Annotated in this window: 15 protein-coding genes; 11 read left to right on the top strand and 4 right to left on the bottom strand. The window is 63.3% G+C overall.

Translation table 11 applies throughout. From position 1 onward, the window contains the following. The first annotated feature begins 425 nt into the window (after positions 1–425). Complete coding sequence (gene nifU / locus GEOBRER4_RS13045; protein WP_085812195.1) at positions 426–1280, top strand: Fe-S cluster assembly protein NifU; 855 nt, start codon at positions 426–428, stop codon at positions 1278–1280. Continuing rightward, positions 1277–2446 (top strand): cysteine desulfurase NifS, encoded by a 1170-nt coding sequence (gene nifS / locus GEOBRER4_RS13040; RefSeq protein ID WP_185242666.1) that lies wholly within the window; start codon positions 1277–1279, stop codon positions 2444–2446. Before nifU ends, nifS begins: the two co-directional genes overlap by 4 nt. Before the next feature lie 96 nt (positions 2447–2542). Here nifS and GEOBRER4_RS20450 read toward each other — a convergent pair whose 3' ends face one another. Genes GEOBRER4_RS20450 through GEOBRER4_RS13030 form a run of 3 tightly spaced genes read right to left on the bottom strand, consistent with a single transcriptional unit; the run spans position 2543 to position 3016 of the window. Continuing rightward, entirely contained in the window at positions 2543–2617 is a 75-nt protein-coding gene (locus tag GEOBRER4_RS20450; RefSeq protein WP_226377956.1) for a type II toxin-antitoxin system RelE family toxin, read from the bottom strand. Positions 2618–2661: 44 nt separating this feature from the next. Then, positions 2662–2799, bottom strand: a complete 138-nt coding sequence (locus tag GEOBRER4_RS20445) for a hypothetical protein (RefSeq protein WP_226377786.1) — start codon at positions 2797–2799, stop codon at positions 2662–2664. Next, positions 2786–3016: a ribbon-helix-helix protein, CopG family gene (locus tag GEOBRER4_RS13030; RefSeq protein ID WP_185242665.1), complete on the bottom strand. Its 231-nt coding sequence runs from the start codon at positions 3014–3016 to the stop codon at positions 2786–2788. The genes GEOBRER4_RS20445 and GEOBRER4_RS13030 overlap by 14 nt, the downstream gene beginning before the upstream one ends. 83 nt (positions 3017–3099) lie before the next feature. On the opposite strand from GEOBRER4_RS13030, the gene modF reads away from it, so the two are divergent. Further along, positions 3100–4554, top strand: a complete 1455-nt coding sequence (gene modF, locus GEOBRER4_RS13025) for a molybdate ABC transporter ATP-binding protein ModF (protein ID WP_185242664.1) — start codon at positions 3100–3102, stop codon at positions 4552–4554. Between the two features lie 9 nt (positions 4555–4563). Here modF and GEOBRER4_RS13020 read toward each other — a convergent pair whose 3' ends face one another. After that, positions 4564–9066 (bottom strand): DEAD/DEAH box helicase, encoded by a 4503-nt coding sequence (locus GEOBRER4_RS13020; protein ID WP_185242663.1) that lies wholly within the window; start codon positions 9064–9066, stop codon positions 4564–4566. 369 nt (positions 9067–9435) lie between these two features. On the opposite strand from GEOBRER4_RS13020, the gene GEOBRER4_RS13015 reads away from it, so the two are divergent. The 8 genes from GEOBRER4_RS13015 (at position 9436) to GEOBRER4_RS12980 (ending at position 19662) form a co-directional block, all read left to right on the top strand. Then, entirely contained in the window at positions 9436–10659 is a 1224-nt protein-coding gene (locus GEOBRER4_RS13015) for a hypothetical protein (protein ID WP_185242662.1), read from the top strand. A 125-nt stretch (positions 10660–10784) separates the two neighbouring features. Beyond that, complete coding sequence (locus tag GEOBRER4_RS13010; protein WP_185242661.1) at positions 10785–11696, top strand: sigma-70 family RNA polymerase sigma factor; 912 nt, start codon at positions 10785–10787, stop codon at positions 11694–11696. A 108-nt stretch (positions 11697–11804) separates the two neighbouring features. After that, a complete protein-coding gene (locus GEOBRER4_RS13005; RefSeq protein ID WP_185242660.1) occupies positions 11805–12908 on the top strand; it encodes a zf-HC2 domain-containing protein in 1104 nt (367 codons plus the stop codon). A 52-nt stretch (positions 12909–12960) separates the two neighbouring features. After that, positions 12961–13422 carry a hypothetical protein gene (locus GEOBRER4_RS13000; protein ID WP_185242659.1) on the top strand — a complete coding sequence of 154 codons (462 nt, stop codon included), beginning with the start codon at positions 12961–12963 and terminating at the stop codon, positions 13420–13422. A gap of 13 nt (positions 13423–13435) precedes the next feature. Continuing rightward, a complete protein-coding gene (locus tag GEOBRER4_RS12995) occupies positions 13436–15160 on the top strand; it encodes a hypothetical protein (protein ID WP_185242658.1) in 1725 nt (574 codons plus the stop codon). Positions 15161–15281: 121 nt separating this feature from the next. Continuing rightward, complete coding sequence (locus GEOBRER4_RS12990; RefSeq protein ID WP_226377785.1) at positions 15282–16496, top strand: S-layer homology domain-containing protein; 1215 nt, start codon at positions 15282–15284, stop codon at positions 16494–16496. Between the two features lie 47 nt (positions 16497–16543). After that, complete coding sequence (locus GEOBRER4_RS12985) at positions 16544–17485, top strand: hypothetical protein (protein ID WP_185242657.1); 942 nt, start codon at positions 16544–16546, stop codon at positions 17483–17485. Positions 17486–17631: 146 nt separating this feature from the next. Then, positions 17632–19662, top strand: coding sequence for a transglutaminase-like domain-containing protein (locus GEOBRER4_RS12980; protein WP_185242656.1), 2031 nt, complete (start codon positions 17632–17634; stop codon positions 19660–19662). Positions 19663–19700: the final 38 nt, after the last annotated feature.

The raw sequence follows: 19700 nt of genomic DNA, 5'->3' as shown, positions 1-19700 counted from the left end.
TGATTCAAAGACCAAAAAAAATGGGACGCGGATGCATCCGAAAAACCATGACCGAAGGGGGGCTCAACTTCTCTCATTGGAGGATCGGATGACAGCTCCGTGCCCCATTTTTTTTTTGAAGCGTTGTATCGCCATTCTTGCCTATGCTGTTTTCTTACACAGATGGCGGGGACGCCTCTTATTCCTGGATGACCGGAAGGCTTTGAGGGGAGAGTCATTTTCAATATCATCCCAGGCAGTTACGGCACATAATCTCCTTGGCTCTGTCGCTTGGCAAGGTCAGCGAAGCGTGAATTGCAGCTCCCCCGGATACGTTTGATCGGGCAGTGTACCTTACTGCGGTGCTGTAGTTAGAAGCGCGTTTAGGGGTTTTCTTTCTATCAGCTCTGCGCTATGATACTCGGACTAATTAGAAGGGAGGGTCTATGTGGGACTACACGGACAAGGTTAAAGAACATTTCCTCAACCCCCGGAACGTGGGTGAGATAACCGATGCGGATGCGGTTGGCGAGGTAGGCAGCCTGGCCTGCGGCGACGCGCTTAAGCTGTTCATAAAGCTGGATGAGAAAAAAGAGAGGATCGTCGATGCCAGGTTCCAGACCTTTGGCTGCGGCAGTGCCATCGCTTCTTCTTCCGCCCTCACCGAGATGGTGAAGGGGAAGACGCTGGACGAGGCACTGCAGATCACCAACCAGGAGATCGCGGATTTCCTAGGCGGGCTCCCCGAGGAGAAGATGCACTGCTCGGTCATGGGGCAGGAAGCGCTTGAGGCCGCCATCGCCAAGTACCGCGGCGTGGAAGCGCCGAAGCACGGACATGACCATGTTGAGACCGAGGGTGAGATCGTCTGCAAGTGCTTCGGCCTGACCGACCTGTTCCTCAAGAAGGTCATCGCCTCCAACAAGCTGCACACCGCAGAACAGGTGACCCATTTCACCAAGGCCGGCGGCGCCTGCGGCGGCTGCATCCCGAAGATCAAGGAGCTTATCGCTGAGGTTATGGGCGAGGAGAAGAAGGCAGCACCGGCAAAGCCTGCGAAGCTAACCAACCTCAAGAAGATGCAGCTGATCCAGGAAACCCTGGAAAACGAGATCCGTCCCCAGCTTTGGGCCGATGGCGGCGACCTCGAGCTGATCGACATCGACGGGGCGAACGTGCAGGTCGCCTTCCGCAAGGCATGCGCGGGTTGCGCCTCTTCCGGCAACACCGCCAAGTTCGTCGAGCAGAAGCTGCGTGAGATGGTCTCCCCTGACATCACCGTCCAGGAGGTACAGGGATGAAAGAGATCTATCTTGACAACAACGCCACCACCAAGGTGGACGAGCGGGTTTTCGAGGAGATGCGTCCCTATTTCTGCGACCTGTACGGAAACCCCAGCTCCATGCACTTCTTCGGCGGGCAGGTGCAGAAGAAGGTGGACGAGGCGCGCAGCCGGGTCGCCGCTCTTCTCGGCGCGCTCCCGGACGAGATCGTCTTTACCGCCTGCGGCACCGAGAGCGACAACGCCGCCATCCGTTCCGCGCTGGAGGTCTTCCCCGAGAAGCGCCACATCATAACCAGCCGCGTCGAGCACCCCGCGGTGCTCACCCAGTGCCGCAACCTCACCAAGCGCGGCTACCGGGTGACCGAGCTGAATGTCGACGGCAACGGACAGCTCGACCTCAAGGAACTGGAGGCGGCGCTCGACGACGATACCGCGATCGTCTCCCTCATGTACGCCAACAACGAAACCGGCGTCATCTTCCCCATCGAGGAAGCCGCCAAGATGGTGAAGGCGAAGGGCGCGCTCTTCCACACCGATGCCGTCCAGGCCGTAGGCAAGATCCCGCTGAACATGGCGGACTCCGCCATCGACCTTCTTTCACTTTCCGGGCACAAGCTGCACGCGCCGAAAGGGGTAGGGGTACTCTACGTGCGCCGCGGCACCCCGTTCCGTCCGCTTCTGGTCGGCGGGCACCAGGAGCGTGGCCGCAGGGCGGGGACCGAGAACACCGCTTCCATCATCGCCATGGGCAAGGCCTGCGAACTGGCCCACCTGCACATGCCCGAGGAAGCTGGGCGTGTGCGCGAGATGCGCGACCGGCTGGAGCGCGAGCTGACCGCCCTCATCCCCAACACCAGGATCAACGGCGGCGGCACCAACCGCCTCCCCAACACCCTCTCCATCGCCATGGAGTTCGTGGAAGGGGAGGGAATCCTGCTGCTCCTCTCCGAGAAGGGAATCTGCGCCTCCTCCGGCAGCGCCTGCACCTCGGGCTCTCTGGAGCCGTCCCATGTGCTGCGCGCCATGGGCGTTCCCTTCACCTGCGCCCACGGCTCCATCCGCTTCTCGCTGTCCAGGTTCACCACCGACGCCGAGATCGACGCTGTGATCGAGGCACTTCCTCCGATCATCAGCCGCCTGCGCCAGATGTCACCCTTTGGCAGGGAGTTCCTGAACAAGTAGGGCCCCGCTGGCAGGTTCATAAAGACCAAGGGGTGAGCGATTTTCGCTCACCCCTTTATTATTGCCGATTCGTTTTGCTTCTGAAAATACTGCTATTTACCGATAGACCTCGCGCCGGTGGGCGACTTTCACCACCCATACGGTCAGCTCAAGATCCTGAATTGAATAGATGATTCGATAGTTCCCCTGGCGGATCCGGTACCGCTCCTGGCCGGTCAGCTTTTCACAGCCGATCGGCCGCGGGTCGTGGGCAGGTTACCGATCCGGGCGACGATGCGGCGCAGGTCGTTCTTCGGAATTGAGTCGAGATCCTTCCTGACGCTTTCCCGGAGCAGGACGTTATAGCCGGCCATTTTCCTTCAACTCTTTCAGCAGGCTCTCGTAGGTTACCAGCGGCTCGTGGACCCGTTCTTCAAAGGCAGCCAGATCTTCGGCGTCTTCGGCGAGAGTCCTGCGAACAGCATCGTTGACAAGATCGGAAACCGAGCGCGACGTCTCCAGCGCCTTATGCTGTAAAGCCCTGTGCATTGCCGCGTCGAGATGAATTGTCGTTCTTTTTTGCTCAGACATATACTTTCCTCCACTTCAGAGGGTAACGTTATGACGTTTAAGCGTCAATAAGCGCCGATGCGGCGCAGGCACCGGATGGAACCGTGAACATCATTTTGCAGGACGCAGTAGCCAAGATACACGACGGGAAAAACCTGGAAGGGATCACCTTCAACATAGCGGCGGACGAACATTGGGCCATCGTCGGGGCCAACGGTTCGGGGAAATCGGCGCTGGGGAAACTTATTTGCGGTGAACTGAAGGTCGTTTCCGGCCAATGCCGCATCCCCGCCAAGGCCGGATACGTCTCCTTCGAGAAGATCGACGAGATCCTGGAAACTGAGCGCTACAACGACGATTCGGACTTTCTCGGCTACGTGACCCAGGGGACCCCGGTCGCCAGATTCATCCTCTCCGGCTCGGCTGCGGACGAGGCGAAACTGACCGAGCTCGCGCGGGAGCTGGAATTTACCGGCATCCTGGAGCGGGGGATCAAGTTCCTCTCCACCGGCGAGATGCGCAAGGCGTTGATCTGCAAAGCGCTTTTGCAGGAACCGGAACTGCTGGTGCTGGACGAGCCGTTCGACGGGCTGGACCGGCACTCCTGCGAAGTGCTGCGCACCCTGATCAGCCGCTGCATCGGGCGCGGCATCCAGGTGATCCTGCTCCTGAACCGCTTCAGCGAGATCGCCCCCGAGATCACGCACGTCGCCTACCTGAAGCAGTGCCGCGTCTTCAGGTCCGGCACAAGGAAGGAGATGCTTGATTCCGAGGCGCTGCGCCGTTTCCACGCCTTTCATTACACGCTTCCCGACCGGCTTCCGGAGATAGACAGCGCGCAACGCCCTGAACCGCTTCCCGCGGGAGCGCCCCTCGTCGAGATGAAGGATGTGAAGGTCTCCTACGGCGGGAAACAGATCCTGTCCGGCCTCTCATGGACGGTAAAGCCGCGGGAGCACTGGAAGATAACTGGGCCGAACGGCTCGGGGAAATCGACGCTGTTGAGCCTGGTGAGCGGAGACAACACGCAGGCCTACGCCAACGACATCACACTCTTCGGCAGGAAGCGGGGGACCGGCGAGACCGTCTGGGACATCAAGAAGAGGATCGGGCTCGTTTCCACGAGCCTGCAGCAGGACTACCGGGTGGGCGGCTCCGCGAAGATGGTGGTCGTCTCCGGCTTCTTCGATTCCATCGGGGTCTACTCCGATCCCTCCCCCAGGCAGCTCGAGATCGCCCAGGAATGGCTGGAGCTTTTGCACATGGACCATCGCGCCGGCGACACCTTCCGCGAGCTTTCTTACGGCGAACAGAGGCTGGTCCTCTTGGCGCGGGCGATGGTGAAGCAGCCTGACCTGTTGATCCTGGACGAACCGTGCCAGGGGTTGGACGACGTGAACCGGGAGATGGTGCTGAAGCTGGTGGACCACCTGGCGAGGACGGGCAATACGCAGATCCTCTACGTGACCCATCACGCTGAGGACGAGATCCCTTCCATCACCAACGGCATGGAGCTGGTGCCGGCGCCTGGCGGGGGATCGACCGCTTCGATCAGCTAAACCAGGCGTCTAGTAGCTCCGCCACAGCTCCAACCCGCTGTACGCCCTCTGGAAACCGAAGGCGAGCAGCGCCGCCGCGTACCTCGAATCGCCCGCCGGCTCCCCGTTGATCCGCTCCACCGCGATGCTTTTTCGGGGGTTGAAGTCTCGGCTCAACAGCACCTTGAAAAAGGAGAGATAGTCGAATAGTTGCGGGTGGTCCGGCGGCACCTTGAACTCCAGCTCCTTGCCGAAGCGCCGGGAGATGAGCGCGAGCCCGGTGCCGTGGTAGACCAGGTGGGTCGACGGGAGGCGTGGGGGAAGCTCCTCGCGCACCCCCTCCAACCCGCTGCCGCAAAGCGAGACGGGATCGGCGGCGTTGATCCAGTAAATCCGTTCCTCGTCAATCCCCGCCTCCAGCTTCCGGTAGGCTTCGTGCGAGACGAACTGCAGCCCCGGTATCCCGTTGAAGAAGTTCCCCGACATCACCTCCCCGGACATCTCCATGATGCGCAGCGACCGGAACAGCCGCCCCCATTGCAGCGGGGGGAGTTCCCTCAGCAGCAGTTCCCTGAAGAGGATCCCGTAGCGCCCCAGCAGCAGCCTGACCCGGTCCTTGTTCCTCTCCTCCAGCTCCAGCACGTCCTGCTCCCCCTCCGGGCGCGGCAGCAGGTACCAGCTTCCCGCTCCCTCCTGCGCGCGGCCCCAGCGGCTCCCCGGGACCCTGTGCAGATGCCTCCCCTGACCCGGTTCCGGCTCGCGCCGCTCGAACCGGTTCAAGATCCCCTTTCTCACCGAAGCGAAGGAATCGTTGCTCAACTCCCCACTCCAGGCCCCCTTCCAAAGCTCCTCCGTCGCCTGCGCCGCCGAGAGGCCGGAACTGGAGCAAATGGCGAAGAGGCTGTAGTGCCCCCTTGGGTCGCGTATCAGCCTCGCGGCGGCATCTGCATCGGCAATAACCGATTCATCCTCCGCTTCTTCATCCTGTTGCGGCCCTGAAGGTTCCGGCCGGAAAAGGTCGAGATCCTCCGGAAAGGCGAAGGAGAGCTTCCTCTTGCCGCAGCCGAACCAGAGGAGGTCGCTTCCCTGCATGGCGCTGTCCAGCCAGGCGCCGAAGTAGGGCTGCAGGCGCGCAGGCAGCACCTCTTCCTCCCAAAGCTGCGCCGCAAGCGGAACCCCCAGCAACTGCTCCAGCCTCTCCCGGAGATCGTCGGGAGATGATCCGGGTGGGGCGATCCCCTGGAAGCAGGCGAGAAAGAGCGGCAAGTAGGGAAGCTCCAGCGCCTCGAAGGGAGGCTTCCTCGACCTCCTGAGCATCCGCAGCAGCGCTTCCAGGTTCGCCGCATCGCAGATCTCGGGAGCGGTGCTCGTCTCGCCCAACTGGTCCACCAGCACCTGCCCCTCTTCTTCGAGTGAATGCAGGGGCTCCCGGAGCTGTTCGTCCCCGAGCCCCAACATCCGCTGCAAGTTGGCAAGCTCCACCGGCCCGTGGTAGGCGAGCCACCTCCCGATCAGCTTCACGTCGGGCGGCTCTTCCTCCTCTGCTTCCACCCGGCTGGCTCCCCGTTCGGCCAGCGTCTCCGCCGCCCCCTGCAGCCGTTCCCGCAGCCCCTCCTGGTCCACCAGGGGCGACAGGGCGATCTCCTGCCAGTTGAGCGACAGCCCCCGCGCTATCTCCGGGAGCATCTCCACCGAGGCGACGAGCGGGACCGAGCCTCCCGGCAGCCCCAGCACCACCACCCGTTCCGCCAACTGCGGCAGGAGCTCCGCAGGCGCGACGCCGGAGTCGCGCTGCACGGCCTCCAGAAGCTCCAGCCACTCCGTTTGCGGGGTCAGCAGGCGCTCCTTCACCCAGTCCGCCAGTTCACGCGCGCTATCGGGGGCGTAGCCTGGGGCGGTCCGCTGCCTTTTCGCCTCGAAGAGCCGGATCAACTCGGCAGGGAGGCGGGGGCGCAGGTGGGAGGCGAAGACCAGTTCCTTTAAAAGGTCCTGCCCGAGCGCCGATTTGCCCAGGCCCGCCGGCGTGTCGTCCTCATAGACGTACTTGTTGGTCTGCAGCCAGATCAGCCCCTGTGCGAAGGGGGAGGCGGTCGTGGTCTTCACCTTGGTGATCCTGATGCTTCCGTCCTGGATCTCCTCCAGGAGCAGTCTCAGGTTCGTGAGATCGAACTCGTCCTGGAGGCAGGAGCGCCAGGTCTCCAGGAGCACCGGGAAGTCGCGGTACCTGGCAGTCGAGGCGAAGAGCTTCTTGGAACGGAGTCGGTTCAACCAAAGCGGCATCCTTCTCTTGAAGTTGCTGCGCGAAAGGAGCAGGGCGCGACCGGCATTCTCCCGGAAGCGGGCGCCGAAATAGCCGGTAGTTTCCAGCGTGCCGCGCAATAGGGCCTCGATCCGCTCGGGCTCCACCAGCCGCAGGATCCGGCCCGGGGCGTCCAGTTCGTGGGGGAGCAGGAGCGCTATGCCGTCGTTGTTGTAAAAAGCCTGCAGCGGGTAGCCGAAATGCTCTTCCCAGGCGGCGCAAAGTGCGAAGGTGAAGGGGCGGTTGATGCTGTTTCCCCAAAGGGTATGCAGGATGACCTGCTGCGTTTCGGCGCCCCCCAGCGGGTCGTGGTACTGCTCGACGAGCAGGTGGTGGCGGTGGGGGAGGTCCGCCCCGGTCGCCTCCCGCTGCCGCTTGAGGTAGCTCTCCAGTGACTGCGCCGCAGGCTCGTCCATGAAGTGGCGCCGCACCAGTTCCTCGACCAGCCCCTTGCTTGAGAGCCGCCCGTTGCTGTACTCCAGGAACGACGCGATCTTCTCCGAGTAGAAGAAATCGCGGTCAAGCTCTTCCGCACGCCAAAAAGGGATGATCTGCTGCGACTTCCTGGCCGGGACCACCAGCACCGTGCTGTGGGTCACATCCGTTATCTGCCAGACCTGCGCCCCCAGCGCGAAACTGTCCCCGATCCTCCGTTCCCAGACGAACTCCTCGTCCAGCTCCCCGATCTTCGCGCCGCTCTCTTTCAGCCGCAGCTCGAAGTACCCACGCTCCGGGATGGTCCCCCCCTCCATGAATACGAGCATGGAAAGCGCGGGTCTAGTGGAGATGGTCCCCTCCAGGCGGTCCACCGTCGCCCTGGGGCGCAGTTCCGGGACCCGGGAATCGGCGTACCTCCCCTCCAGCATCCCGATGACGAGATCGAACTGTTGCCGGGAAAGGTTCCGGTACGGGTAGCAACCTTTCAGGAAGTCGTAGAGATCGTCCAGCTGCCAGGTTTCGGGGAGAGCCATGGAGAGGACGATCTGGGCCAGCAGGTCGAGGGGGGTCTCCACCGGGCGGATCTCCTCGATCTCCCCATCGGCGATGGCGCGAGCGATGACCGCCGCCGAGACGAAGTCCATGCCGTAGGTGGGAAAGAGCATCCCCGAGCTCACCTCGCCGACGCCATGACCGGAGCGGCCGATACGCTGGATCGCCGAGGAGATGGAGCGGGGCGTCTGGATCAGTACCACGCTGTCCAGCCGCCCGATGTCGATGCCGAGCTCCAGCGAGTTCGTTGCCACGATCGCCTTCAGCTCCCCGCGCTTGAGCCGCTCCTCGACGGCGAGGCGGATCTCGCGGGACAGCGAGCCGTGGTGGGAATAGGCGAGCTCTTCCCCGGAGAGCTCGTTGATCAGGCGGGTCACCTTTTCCGTGGTGCGCCTGCTGTTGGCGAAGAAGAGGGTGGAGCGGTGCTCTGCGATGATCTGGGCGAACCGGGCCGAGAGCGCGGGCCAGAACTCGTCCGCAGCGCGCTGATCGCCGGCCTCCTCGGGTGCGCTGATGGTGAGGCTGAAACGCTTGGCGCGGTCGCCCCTGACGATGGAGACCGGCCGGGGGAGATGCTCCCTTCCGGCTTGCGTGAGCCCCCCAACGAAATCCGCCACCGTTTCCAGCGGCCTTACCGTGGCCGAAAGCGCGATGCGCTGGAACTCGCCGCTTAGAAGCACCAGCCTTTCCACCGCCGTGATCAGGTGCGTCCCGCGCTTGCTCCCGGCGACGGCGTGGATTTCGTCCAGGATGATGGTGGCGACGCCGGTGAGCGTCACCCTGCTTCCCTTCGAGGTGAGGAGGATGTTGAGGCTTTCGGGAGTGGTGATCAGGATCTCAGGAGGATGGCGCAGCATGCGTCTGCGCTCGTCGCCCGGGGTGTCCCCGCTGCGGGTCTGCACGCCGATCTCTGGGAAGGGGACGCCGTTCCGGGCAAAGTAATCGCGCAGCTCGGAAAGCGGCGCGATCAGGTTGCGGCGCACGTCGTTGTTCAAAGCCTTCAGAGGGGAGACGTAGAGCACCCTGGTTTCCCCGCGCTCCCAGGCCCCGGTCGCCAGCTGGTTGATGGCCCACAGAAATGCGGCCAGCGTCTTGCCGCTTCCGGTCGGCGCAGTCACCAGAACGTGCCGCTCTTGCATCACCTCGCTCCAGGCACGCGACTGTACCAGTGTCGGTTCCCCCAGGGTCTCCCTGAACCAGCCGGCTATCAGCGGGTGGAAATATTTAAGGACGTCTTCGGACATAGCTATGACTTTAGGACAAGCCCGGAGTTATTCAAGCGTCGGCGGAGGATCGTCCAAATTTTGCTTGAGCGGCGCTGACTCCGGCCGATAGATTCAAGAGCCTCAAGCCGTATCCGGGATATGTGTGCTGGTGAGGATGAAGACATAGCGCTTGCGTGTGACAGAAGGACGGCTGCTTTTAAAGACATAGTGGGTGGGGATTGTCATTTCCAAGAAATAAAATAGTTGTCTTTAACCAGCACTAAGTGATATTTACACTGCGGCGACCTATATCCGGTTTTGCCTTATCCATCAGTTGCACGTGCTGCTCCTGGCGGGCCTGGATTCTGATACTGGAGGTTTTGTTTGATGTACGGAGGGAGGAACATCTTGAGACATCTCTTCACGGCTAAAGCGGCGGCCGCCATCGGCGTACTGTCGCTTTTCGCGCTCTGCGTCGACAGCGCCTGCGCGCAGGACAACTGCTATAACGGCGAGGGTAGTGCCGCCGTCGTCAACAACGATGTCGCCTCGGCGAAGCTGGAAGCGACGGCGCGTGCCCGATGGGCCGCCCTGGAGAGCGCCGTCGGGGTCGAGGTCCGCGCCGAAAGTGTGGTGGAAAACTCGGCCCTTCTGGACGACCTGGTCAGCGTGCATGCCAAAGGGACCATCACCTCGTACAAGGTGATAAAGGAGCACAAGGAGCCCGCGCTCTACCACGTCACGGTGAACGCCTGCGTCGAGCCGTCCAAGGCCGCCGAGGCCTTGGCCTCGCTTGCCCTGAACAATTCGGTGGCGGTCTTTCTTCCCGCCCGGAAGCCGCGGGTGCTTCTGGAGTCCGAGTCGAACGCAAAGGTGAGCGACAGGCGCGGAACGCTGGTGAAGGCGAAGGTCGCGAACCATAGGGTCGAGGACGAGCACGAGGAGAGCAACATCGTCTCCGAGAGCCTGATCGAGAAGCTGGTGGAGCAGGGGTACACGGTGACGGACATGGCCCCCGCCGATGTACTCGACGCGGAGGCGGTCGACAAGGCGATCAAGAGCGGCAACTTCATGACCATGCGCAGCCTGTTCGGCAAGTACCTGAGCAACCTGCTCCTGATCGGCAAGGTGGACTACACCGTCTCGCAGAAGAAGGGGGAAGAGATCGGCTACGGCATTGAGGCCCCCTTCAACCGGGTGACGGTCCGGCTGACCTACCGCCTGCTGACCCGTGACCGTGACTCCGGAAGGCTCCTCATTGTCGGCGCTGGGAGCTCCGAGGCCAAGGGGACCGCGGCAAGCCTCGAGGATGCGGCCGCCAAGGGGATGCAGAGCCTGTCGGAGAAGGCGATGCCGGGGGTGCTGGAGAAATTCGCCAAGCAGATCAAGGGGGTATCGCGCAAGATCACGGTGAAGGTGGACGGCTTCGACGGCCTCGACGGCACCTTCGACGTGAAGCAGGCGATCAACGGCGCGGCCTGGGTCAGCGAGGTGCAGGCGACAGGCGTGAACGAGTTCCTGGTGAGCTATCCCGAGAACTCCATCTACCTGGCCAACAGCCTGAGCCGCAACCCCAAGTTGAAGCTGGAGAGCTATGCCCCTTATCTCATCAAGTTGAGCTACCGGAAATAGTTCATTAATCGCAGCCGGCGCTTTACCCGCTGTCGGCTGAAGCATAAGACGGTAAAGATATTTACATTTCTCACGGTTAATGATAAAAAATTCTCGCTGTTAATGCTACGCCCGCGGATACCGGCATGCAACTGTTCAAGCCCCGTAGTTTCTTCGCAGAGCGACCCCCCTCAGAGCACCCTGAGGGGGGCGCCTACGCGCGGCTGATAACGGACAACCTTGGCTACATCGAGAAGCAGTGCCGCCGGGCTGTGCTGCAGTCGATGACCGGCGCCGGGGGGGACGGTTTCACGGCGGGAAGCGACGACGGGCTGGACCTGGAAAACCAGAGCGACGAGCTTCTGAACGAGGTGCTGGACCGGCTCAGGGAGGACGACTTCAAGGCCCTGCGCGAGTTCAAGGGGAAGGCAAAACTCACCACCTACCTCACCACCATCGTGGCGAACCTGGTGATAGACCTGGTGCGGCAAAAGAAAGGGCGCAGCCGGGCCCGAGAGCGCGCCAGGGAGCTGGGAGAGGTGGCGGAGCGTCTCTACGAACTCGTCTACCACAGGGGATGCACGCTTTCGCAGGCGCACAGCCACCTGGAGGTCGACCACGGCATAAGGGAGCCGCTCGAGGCACTTCAGGGGATGCTGGAGAAGATTCGGGGACGCGGCGCGAGGTCGCAGATGCTGCTCGCCTCCGACCCGGAGGAAGTATGGCTGGTGCCGGGAACCAGGGTGGCGGTCGACGATGAGGTCGAGTTCGTGGTGCCGGACCCGCGCAAGGACGCCGAGGCGGTATTGATCGAAACCCAGCGGGAGAGTGGTGCGCGGCAGGCGGTGCAGGATCTCCTGGCTGGGCTGGATGGCGAGGAGAGGTTTCTTTTGCGGCTTCGTTTCCCTACCGACGGCAGCACTCCCATGTCCTTCAAGGAGATAGGGAAACTGGTCGGGGCCACCGAGAACGGAGTCGATGCCCGGATCCGCAGGATCCTGGTCCGTTTTCGCGAATCGCTTCTGCGCCGGGGTCTCACCCTCAAGGACCTAGTCTGAGCTTTATTTTTTTGCAGGAAAAACAACCGTTGTCCGTCACATGGGAAGAGATCGGATTTCTTTGCCGCGGCGACTCCCGCGGCTGACCAGGTGGAATTGGCGGCGACTATGAAAAAGGATGATTCCGCATTAGGAAAGGCGCTAACCAGGGGCTTGACCGACGCCGAGCCGGCAGAAGGATGCCCGGCGCTGGAAACGGCGGCAGGGCTCGTGGACGGGTCGCTTTCCAGCCAGGAGCGCGACCGGTTGCTGGGGCATCTGGCCTCTTGCGACCACTGCCGCGAACTGTTCATCGCGGCTTCACAACTTTCCGAGGCACCGGCGCAGCAGAAGCGGCACCGGTTGCTGTTTCCCTCCGCCCTTGCCGTCGCTGCGGTGCTGGTGATCGCGGTTACGCTCCAGTTGCGGACGGTTGAACCGGACCGGGGGATGGTAGCGCGCTCCGATCAAGCGGCTTCCCCGCAAACGGCGGCTTCCGCCGGGCGAAACGGCGACCCTCCCCCCGCGAAGGAGATGGCGCAGCTCCCCGATGCCAATACGGAACGGTTGCCGGCAAGGGAACAGATCGCGTCTGCCGCCGCCCAACGCAGAACCGGCGGAGTCCCCCAGGGAAACGCACCCGACGGCGCACGGCTGGCCCGGCTGCTGATGGCGAAGGGGGACCCCGCCCAGTTGGCCTCCCTTTCCATGGCCCAGGACAAGAACTTCGGCTTCGCCACCTCGGCGGACGCAAGCAGCGTTGCCTTTCGCATCGGGGTAAGCCTGATGAACCTGGAGGTGGAACTCATCGCCGGCGACGGCGACCGCGCCCAGGCGCAGGCAGCGCGTCTGGCGCCGCTTCTGGAGTCGCTGGCGGGAAACCCGGATCGCTCCCCTCTGGAGTGGGTGGTGGCGCAGCTGGAGCGGGGAGCCGATCCCTCGACGCTCGCCGGGGCAAGCGGGCAACTGGAGAGGCTGGTTCCCACGGAACAGCTCCCGTTCGCGCGCCTCGGCGCCTGGGCTCAAGGGGCGAGGCTTGCGGCGAAGACGGGAAACCGCGATTACCTCGCCGCCGGCGTCCCGCGCTATTTCGGAAACAAGGTCGCCGACCAGGGGGTTCCTGTACCTGCAGTCCTGGCACTGAAGGAGCTGGACCAGAGGCTCAAGCGGCCGGGAAACCTCGACCTGGAGCTGGTGGAAAAGGAGCTGCTCGTCCTGCTGCAGGCTTTTTAGCCCGTCCCATGCAGCGTGGCAGGCATTCAGGTTGACTATGAAGGAGAGGGTTATGAGAAGGTTCCTTACCATCGCCGGCGTTTTTTTTCTGCTGACCCTCACCCTGGTCCAGGCCGGGATCTGCGCCGCTCCCCTGCAGCTGCTGACCATGGAGGAGGCGGCCCTCCCGGAGGCGAGGAATTTCGGCTTCGCCGCGGCCTTGCGCAGCGACGGGCCGTCCATCACCGCGCGCGACCTGGAGGTCACGGCCGGCGACCGGACTTTCCCGCTTGAGGTCTCCTTCGCCCCCAGGGACGGATCGCAGGTCGACGTCAACACGCTAAAGCTCGAGTGCCTGAAGAGCAGCAACATCGACCTCACCCCACGCATCAAGCCCTACGCCGACAAAGACGGCGTCAAGGTCGACAGCATCTCGCTTCCTCCCGGCTCCTACCGCTTCCGCGTCGCCATCAGCGATTTCAAGGGGCGGTTTTCCGAGAAGGAATTCACCGTCAGGGTCACGGTCAACTACTAAAAGGGGGCGCCAGGTGCCTTACTCCGCATCGGCAACACGACATAAACGGCTCTGGATCGGGCGCTTTACCGCCCTGCTGCCTGCCCTGGTCCTGCTCTTTTCCGCCGCCACCTCCCTTGCCGTGGATTCGCTCCCGACCGACCATCCCAAGTACCAGAAGGTGAAGGCGATCTACGACAGCGTGGCCCGCGCTTTCGGCGACGGCAGGGTTCCCCCGCGACTGATCGTCTCCCCCGTCGGTGCCTCAAGCCGCAACGCGGTCGCCTGGTCCGACCCCGGCACCGAAGGGGCCATCGGCCTGGACGCCGACAGCGGTCCCCTGCAGGCGGGTTACATCGCCATCGAGGAGAAAATCTTCGATCTCTTCGCCTCGCTGGGAGACGACCAGGAGAGCGCCATCGCTTTCCTGCTCGGGCACGAGCTGACCCATTACTACATGCGCCACGGCTGGGTGGGGGATTTCGGCAACTCGTTCGCCTCGCTGGAGGTGGGACGCAAGATGATCAAGGCGGCAAGCTACGAGGACGTGATCAAGAGGGAGACCGAGGCGGACTACTTCGGCGGCTTTTACGGCCACCTTGCCGGTTACGACACGCTCGGCGTCGCCCCCCGGGCCATAGAGCTCATCTACGCCTCCTACAAGCTCCCCAGCAAGCTTCCCAACTACCCCACCCGCGCCGAACGCGAGGCGATTGCGGAGCGCGCCGAGGCGAACCTGCGCAAGCTGGTTCCGGTGTTCGAGGCGGGGAACCGGCTGCTGCTCCTGGAAAAATACGAAGCGGCTGGGCGCCTGTTCGAGCACCTTGCGCACACCTTCCCGAGCCGCGAGATGTTCAACAACGCCGGGGTCGCCTACGCCTCCGAGGCGCTGCGCCTGTTCCGTCCCGGCGCCCTGAAATTCGGCTACCCCTTCGAGTTCGACGCCGAGACGAGGCTCAAGGCGAAGGGGCAAAGGGCGAAGGGACTCCCGGACGAATTTGCAGAGCGCCGCAACCGCCTGCTGCAAAAGGGAGCGGACAACTTCGACAAGGCGATCCAGCGCGACCGCGGCTACGCCGCAGCCTACGTGAACCTTGCCGCCGTGGACACGCTGATCGGGGACCGCGACAACGCCATCATCCTCGCCAACAAGGCGATGGAGATGGCGCGCAGAAACAACGAGACGATCACGCTGGCCAACGCGCTCGTGGTGCGAGGCATCGCCTACGCCGAGGGGGGTAACAAGGAGAAGGCCATGGTGGACATGGCCGCCGCCCGCAACCTCGGGAGCGGCACCGCCGCCTTCAACCTGGCCCAGTTGCAGGACGAAAAGGGTGCGGCTCCCAAGATCCTCGGCGGGAGCGAGGCAAGCGGGGCCGAGACCATCGCCCGGATCAGCCCTCGGGACGACTTCGTCAAGAGCAAGGAGGTCGCCACCTTCTCCCTTAAGGGGGTGGACAAGGAGGAACCGACCATCACCGTGTATTCCCGCCAGGGAAGCGGCTGGGAGGACATGCTCATCTCTGTTGACGGTCAGCTGGTCCGCCTCGTTTCCGCCGGGAAAGGGTACGCAGAGAAGAGCTCCCGCGGGATCGGGGTGGGGAGCAGTTCAGAGGAGCTCGCTGCGAAATACGGAGAGCCCTCCCGGATGGTCACCTCCCGGCAGGGGACCTACTACCTGTACCAGAAGGGGGAGATGATCTTCGCCGCCGATCCGCAGGGGCGGGTGACCGGCTGGATGATCTACACGGTGCAGTAAGGAAAAACATCGAGGGAAATATCGGGCCTGTCCGTCTCATGATGTCGGGCAGGTTTTCCTGCTTTGCTTGAGTGGCCGTTAAAGCCGCAAAGCTTATGCCAGAAGCACATGGAGGCTGACGATGATGAAAAAAACGCTGTTCATGCTTTTCGCGCTGGTTGCCGTCCTGGCGACGGTGACGGGATGCGCCGGTCCGCAGGTGCGCAGCCTTTCGCCCGAGGATAACCCCGAGCACCACTACCTCGCTGGGATGAAGGCCCTGGAAAGCGGCGGCTTGACTGTCGCCGCGGAGAAGTTCGACCGCGCGGTCTACCTCGACGAGAAGTTCTCCAAGGCGTACGCGGGGCTTGCCATAGTCTCGGCCGAAAAGGTGAAGGCGCAGGCCGATCCCAAGTTCAAGGCGGTGGAGCTGGAACGTGCCTTTGCCAACTTGGAGAAGGCCAAGAAGTTTGCGGACCGCCCCGAGGAGGAATTCGACTACTACGCCGCGAAGGTCCGGGTGCACACCCTGGTCAAGGACGAGAACTGGCTGAAGCAGGCCGAGGAAGCCTTCCGCAGCGGGAGCGAGCTGAAGCTCGACGAGCGGGCGCTCACCTATTACCAGGGGGGCGAGGCGCTCATCTACTACATGGGGGTCGCCTACCTCGACGGCCTCGAGTTCCAGAAGGCGCGCGACCGCTTCGCCGATGTCTTGAACGCCCGCCGCGAAGGGAAGTGGCACGAGAAGGCCGACCGCGCCTGGAAGAAAGCGGACCGCATCGTGCGCGCCATGGCGGGTATCACCGTAGGCGAGGTGGGCAAGAAGATAGCGGCGCAGGATGCCGTCACCCGTGCCGACCTGGCCGCGCTCCTCGTGGACGAACTGAAGCTGGACCAGCTTTTTGCCGGGAGGATCCCGGTTGCCTCGCAGCTCGCGAAGATGAAGCCTGAGTTCACCCCCGCGGATGTCCTGAACCACCCCTTCAAGGAAGAGGTGCTCACCATGATGAAGTGGAAGGTGCGCGGCATGGAGCCCAAGTTCGACGAGACCACCAAGGCGCAGCTCTTCAAGCCCGCCGACAGCGTGAGCCGCGGCGAGATGGCCTTCATCCTGGAGGACGTGCTGATCAAGCTGACCGGCGACGAGAAGCTCGCTTCCGCCTACTTCGGGCAGGAGAAGTCGCCGTTTCCCGACGTCCGGAGCACCTCCCCCTTCTACAACGCGGTGATCAACATGACCACCCGCGGCATCATGGAGGGTGAGCTCTCCGGGGAATTCCGCCTGAACGACCCGGTGGACGGCGCCGACGCACTCCTGGCCATCCGTGTGCTGAACCAGAAGAGGAACATCTACTAACAACCGGGTCGCCGGTCAACATTTCAAATTCAATAACGGAGGGAATCATGAAGAGACTTCTTGTTGGGGCGTTGCTGGTGGCAGGGATGGTGGGCGGAGCCTACGCCGAGGACGACATGTCCATCCAGTTGGACGACACCTTCGTCAAGGCCAAGACCTGGCTCAGCCAGCAAAACCTCACCCTGACCGGCAGCCCGTCGGGCAGGGACGACAACGCCGCCTTCAGCCAGGAGAGCATCCTGTTCTACGGCGAGGCCGCCGCCAACGCCAACCCGAACCTGAGCCAGGCGCAGAGGGAGATGGGGGCGAAACGCGCCGCCGTCGTCACCGCACAGCGAGCCGTTGCCGAGTACCTGAACGGCTTCGCCCTTGTCGGCGATACCCTGGTGAAGGACGGGGTGCTCGAAAGCGACCTGATCAGGAGCGCCGTGACCGGGACCGTCAAAGGGGTCCAGATCGTGGTGCAGGAGTACAGCAAGGAGACGGACACCGCGGTCGCCATCGTCAAGGTCGGCATGCACGGCCCCAAAGGTTTCGCCTCCTCCATGTACGAGAAGATGTTCAAGGACCCGGAGCTTAAAAGCAGCCTGACCGAGGTGGACGGCAAGCCCGCGCCGAAGTTCAAGGCGAAGGTCGAGCGCCTGCCGGAGAGCTACGACGGTCTGATCGTCGACGCCACCGAGCAGAACTTCAGGCCGGCACTGATCAACCGCATCTTCAGCGCCAAGAACGAGCTCCTCTACGACCCGTCCAAGGTGAGCCAGAAGGTCCTGGTCGAGCAGGGTTGCGGCGAGTACACCAACAGCGTGGAGAAAGCTAAAGCCGCACTCGAGGCGCGCGGCATCAAGAACCCGCTGGTCGTTAAGGCAAGCGGCACCGTCAGCGCCGCCGACCTGCAGGTCACCGACGAGGACGCGGTAACCATCTTCTCCGCCAACCAGAAAGGGAACTTCCTGGCCGGCGCCAAGGTGGCCTTCGTACTGAAGTAGAGCGGCAACGGCGGTTTCAGGCCGTGATGACAACGCGTAAAACAGGGATGAAGGGGGTAGGGGATGATGGCGGCTCTGTCGTTGTCCCCGATCCCCGCATCCCTGTAGCTGTTTAAGCTATGCGCGAGATTCAGGTAGGAGAGCTCATGCTGCAAAAAGGACTGTTGTTGGCGCTTTTGATCCTGGTTACGGCGGTCCCCTGCCGGGCTAAGACGCTCGTCGTCGCGGGGAAGATCTCCAGCGAGGTCACGGTGACCCAGCAGGTCACCTTCGGCGTCGAGGAAAAGCTCTCCGAGCTCATCTACCGCTTCCCGCTACCGGCGGCGATCAAGGTGGCGAGCCTCAACCAGCGCCTCACCGACCATCGCCTCAAGTTCGACCCTCAGCCCGACTCCGTCAAGGACGAGACCGACGATTACGGCAACAGCTACAAGGTGGTCACCTGGCGCAAGCTCGCGGGAGACGCTCGCGCCACCATCGTCTACACCACCGCCATAGACGCTACGCTAGCGCCGGTCAAGACGCGCGCGCCCTTTCCTGTCGGCCAGGTCCCGGAGGACGTCCGGCTCTTCCTGAAACCGACCAAACAGGTGCAGGCGACGGACCCCGAAGTGGTGAAAAAGGCGGCGGAGCTTACCGCCGACGCCGCCAACCAGGGCGAAGCGGTGGATGCCGTCATCAACTTCGTCACCGACCATATCCGCTACGAGACCCCTCCCAAGTCCTACGACGCCCTCTACGGCCTCTCCACCGGCACCGGCAACTGCCAGAACTACGCGCACCTGGCCTGCGCCCTGTTGCGCGCCTCCGGGATCCCCGCGCGCGTCGCCGTAGGGCTGACCCTCAAGGACAAGTGGAAGATCCCGCTGGACAACCGCGGCTCTTCGCTGGTGCAGGGGATGGGGGAGGGGCTGCACGCCTGGATCGAGGTCTGGTTCCCCGGGCTCGGCTGGCTTCCCTGCGACCCGCAGCAGTCCAAGCAGTTCACCTCCACGCGCCACATAAAATACGCCCATGGTCTGGAATGCGGCGAGATCGGAACCTCCTGGCGGGCGGCCCCGGTGCTGCCGCGCTATAGCGCCTCGATCAGCAGCAACTACAGCCGCGATCTCGTCGACCTGAACCTGAAAGGCTCCGGGAGCGAGCCGCGCGGCTACATGGCGAGCTTCGAGATGATCGCCGCGGCCCCGGAGGTCGCTGTGCTCACGGCGCCTGCACCGCTCCCCGTGCCTGTGGCGCTCCCGGTCCCCGTCCCCTCACTGCCGTCCTTGCCGAAGCCGGAACCGAAGCGCGAGGGTAAGCAGACGCCCAGGCCTGAACCTAAACCGGAACCTAAACCCGAACCAAAACTGGAACCGAAGCCGGAACCGAAACTGGAACCGAAGCCGGAACCGAAGCCGGAACCGAAACTCCCGTCGAAGCCTGTGGCGAAGCCGAAACTTCCGCCCAAGCCGGCACCAAAGGCGCCTGTCAAAGAGGCGAAGAGCGAGCTCCCGAAACCCGAGCCGCAGCCCGCGCCGCTCCCGAAGCTTGAGCCGAAGCCTCTGGAAAAGGAACCGGCCCCGGCACCTGCTAAACCGGCGCCGAAGCCGAAGAAGAAAAAACCGAGCGGGCCGCCGCCGGTCGAGCCTGACGCAGCCGGAAGGGTGATCTTCGGCAACACGCACTTCCCTGCCAACCTCGACTTCTACACCAACAGCGGCAATCGCGGCGAGGCTTCCCTGGAGCGGGAAACGGCGGAATACGCCACCTCCACCAGCGTCTACGCCCAGGCCTTTGTGCTGGATAGGCCGCTCAGGTTGGAACAGGTCTCGCTCGCCATGAGGAAGTTCGGCGGCGACGGCACCGTGTACCTCGACATCGTGGCCGACGAAGATGGGAAGCCCGGGTTGACCCGCGGGGTCCGCTCCCGGCCGGTCTACCTGGAGAACGTCAAACGCCTTCCCGGCTACGGCTGGCTCGATTTCGCCGTCGCGCCCGATGCCGAAACCTTCCCGCCGGGGAAATACTGGGTGGTGCTGCGCCGCTCCGGCGAGGCGATACTCAACTGGTACTACACCCCGGGCAAGCCCTACAGCGGGCCCGACGACACCCGCTCCACCGCGCGCGGCTGGCAGTGGGAGGATATCCTGACCTACGACTTCGTCTTCAAGGTGACGGGGCGGGTGCCGCGCTGAGGCGCGAGCCCCCGGTTATGCAGCAAAGAGACTGGAGA

Source organism: Citrifermentans bremense (assembly GCF_014218275.1).
Lineage (GTDB): Bacteria > Desulfobacterota > Desulfuromonadia > Geobacterales > Geobacteraceae > Geomonas > Geomonas pelophila.
Note: the sequence above shows the minus strand (reverse complement) of the source record. Positions and strands in the feature narration are given on the sequence as shown.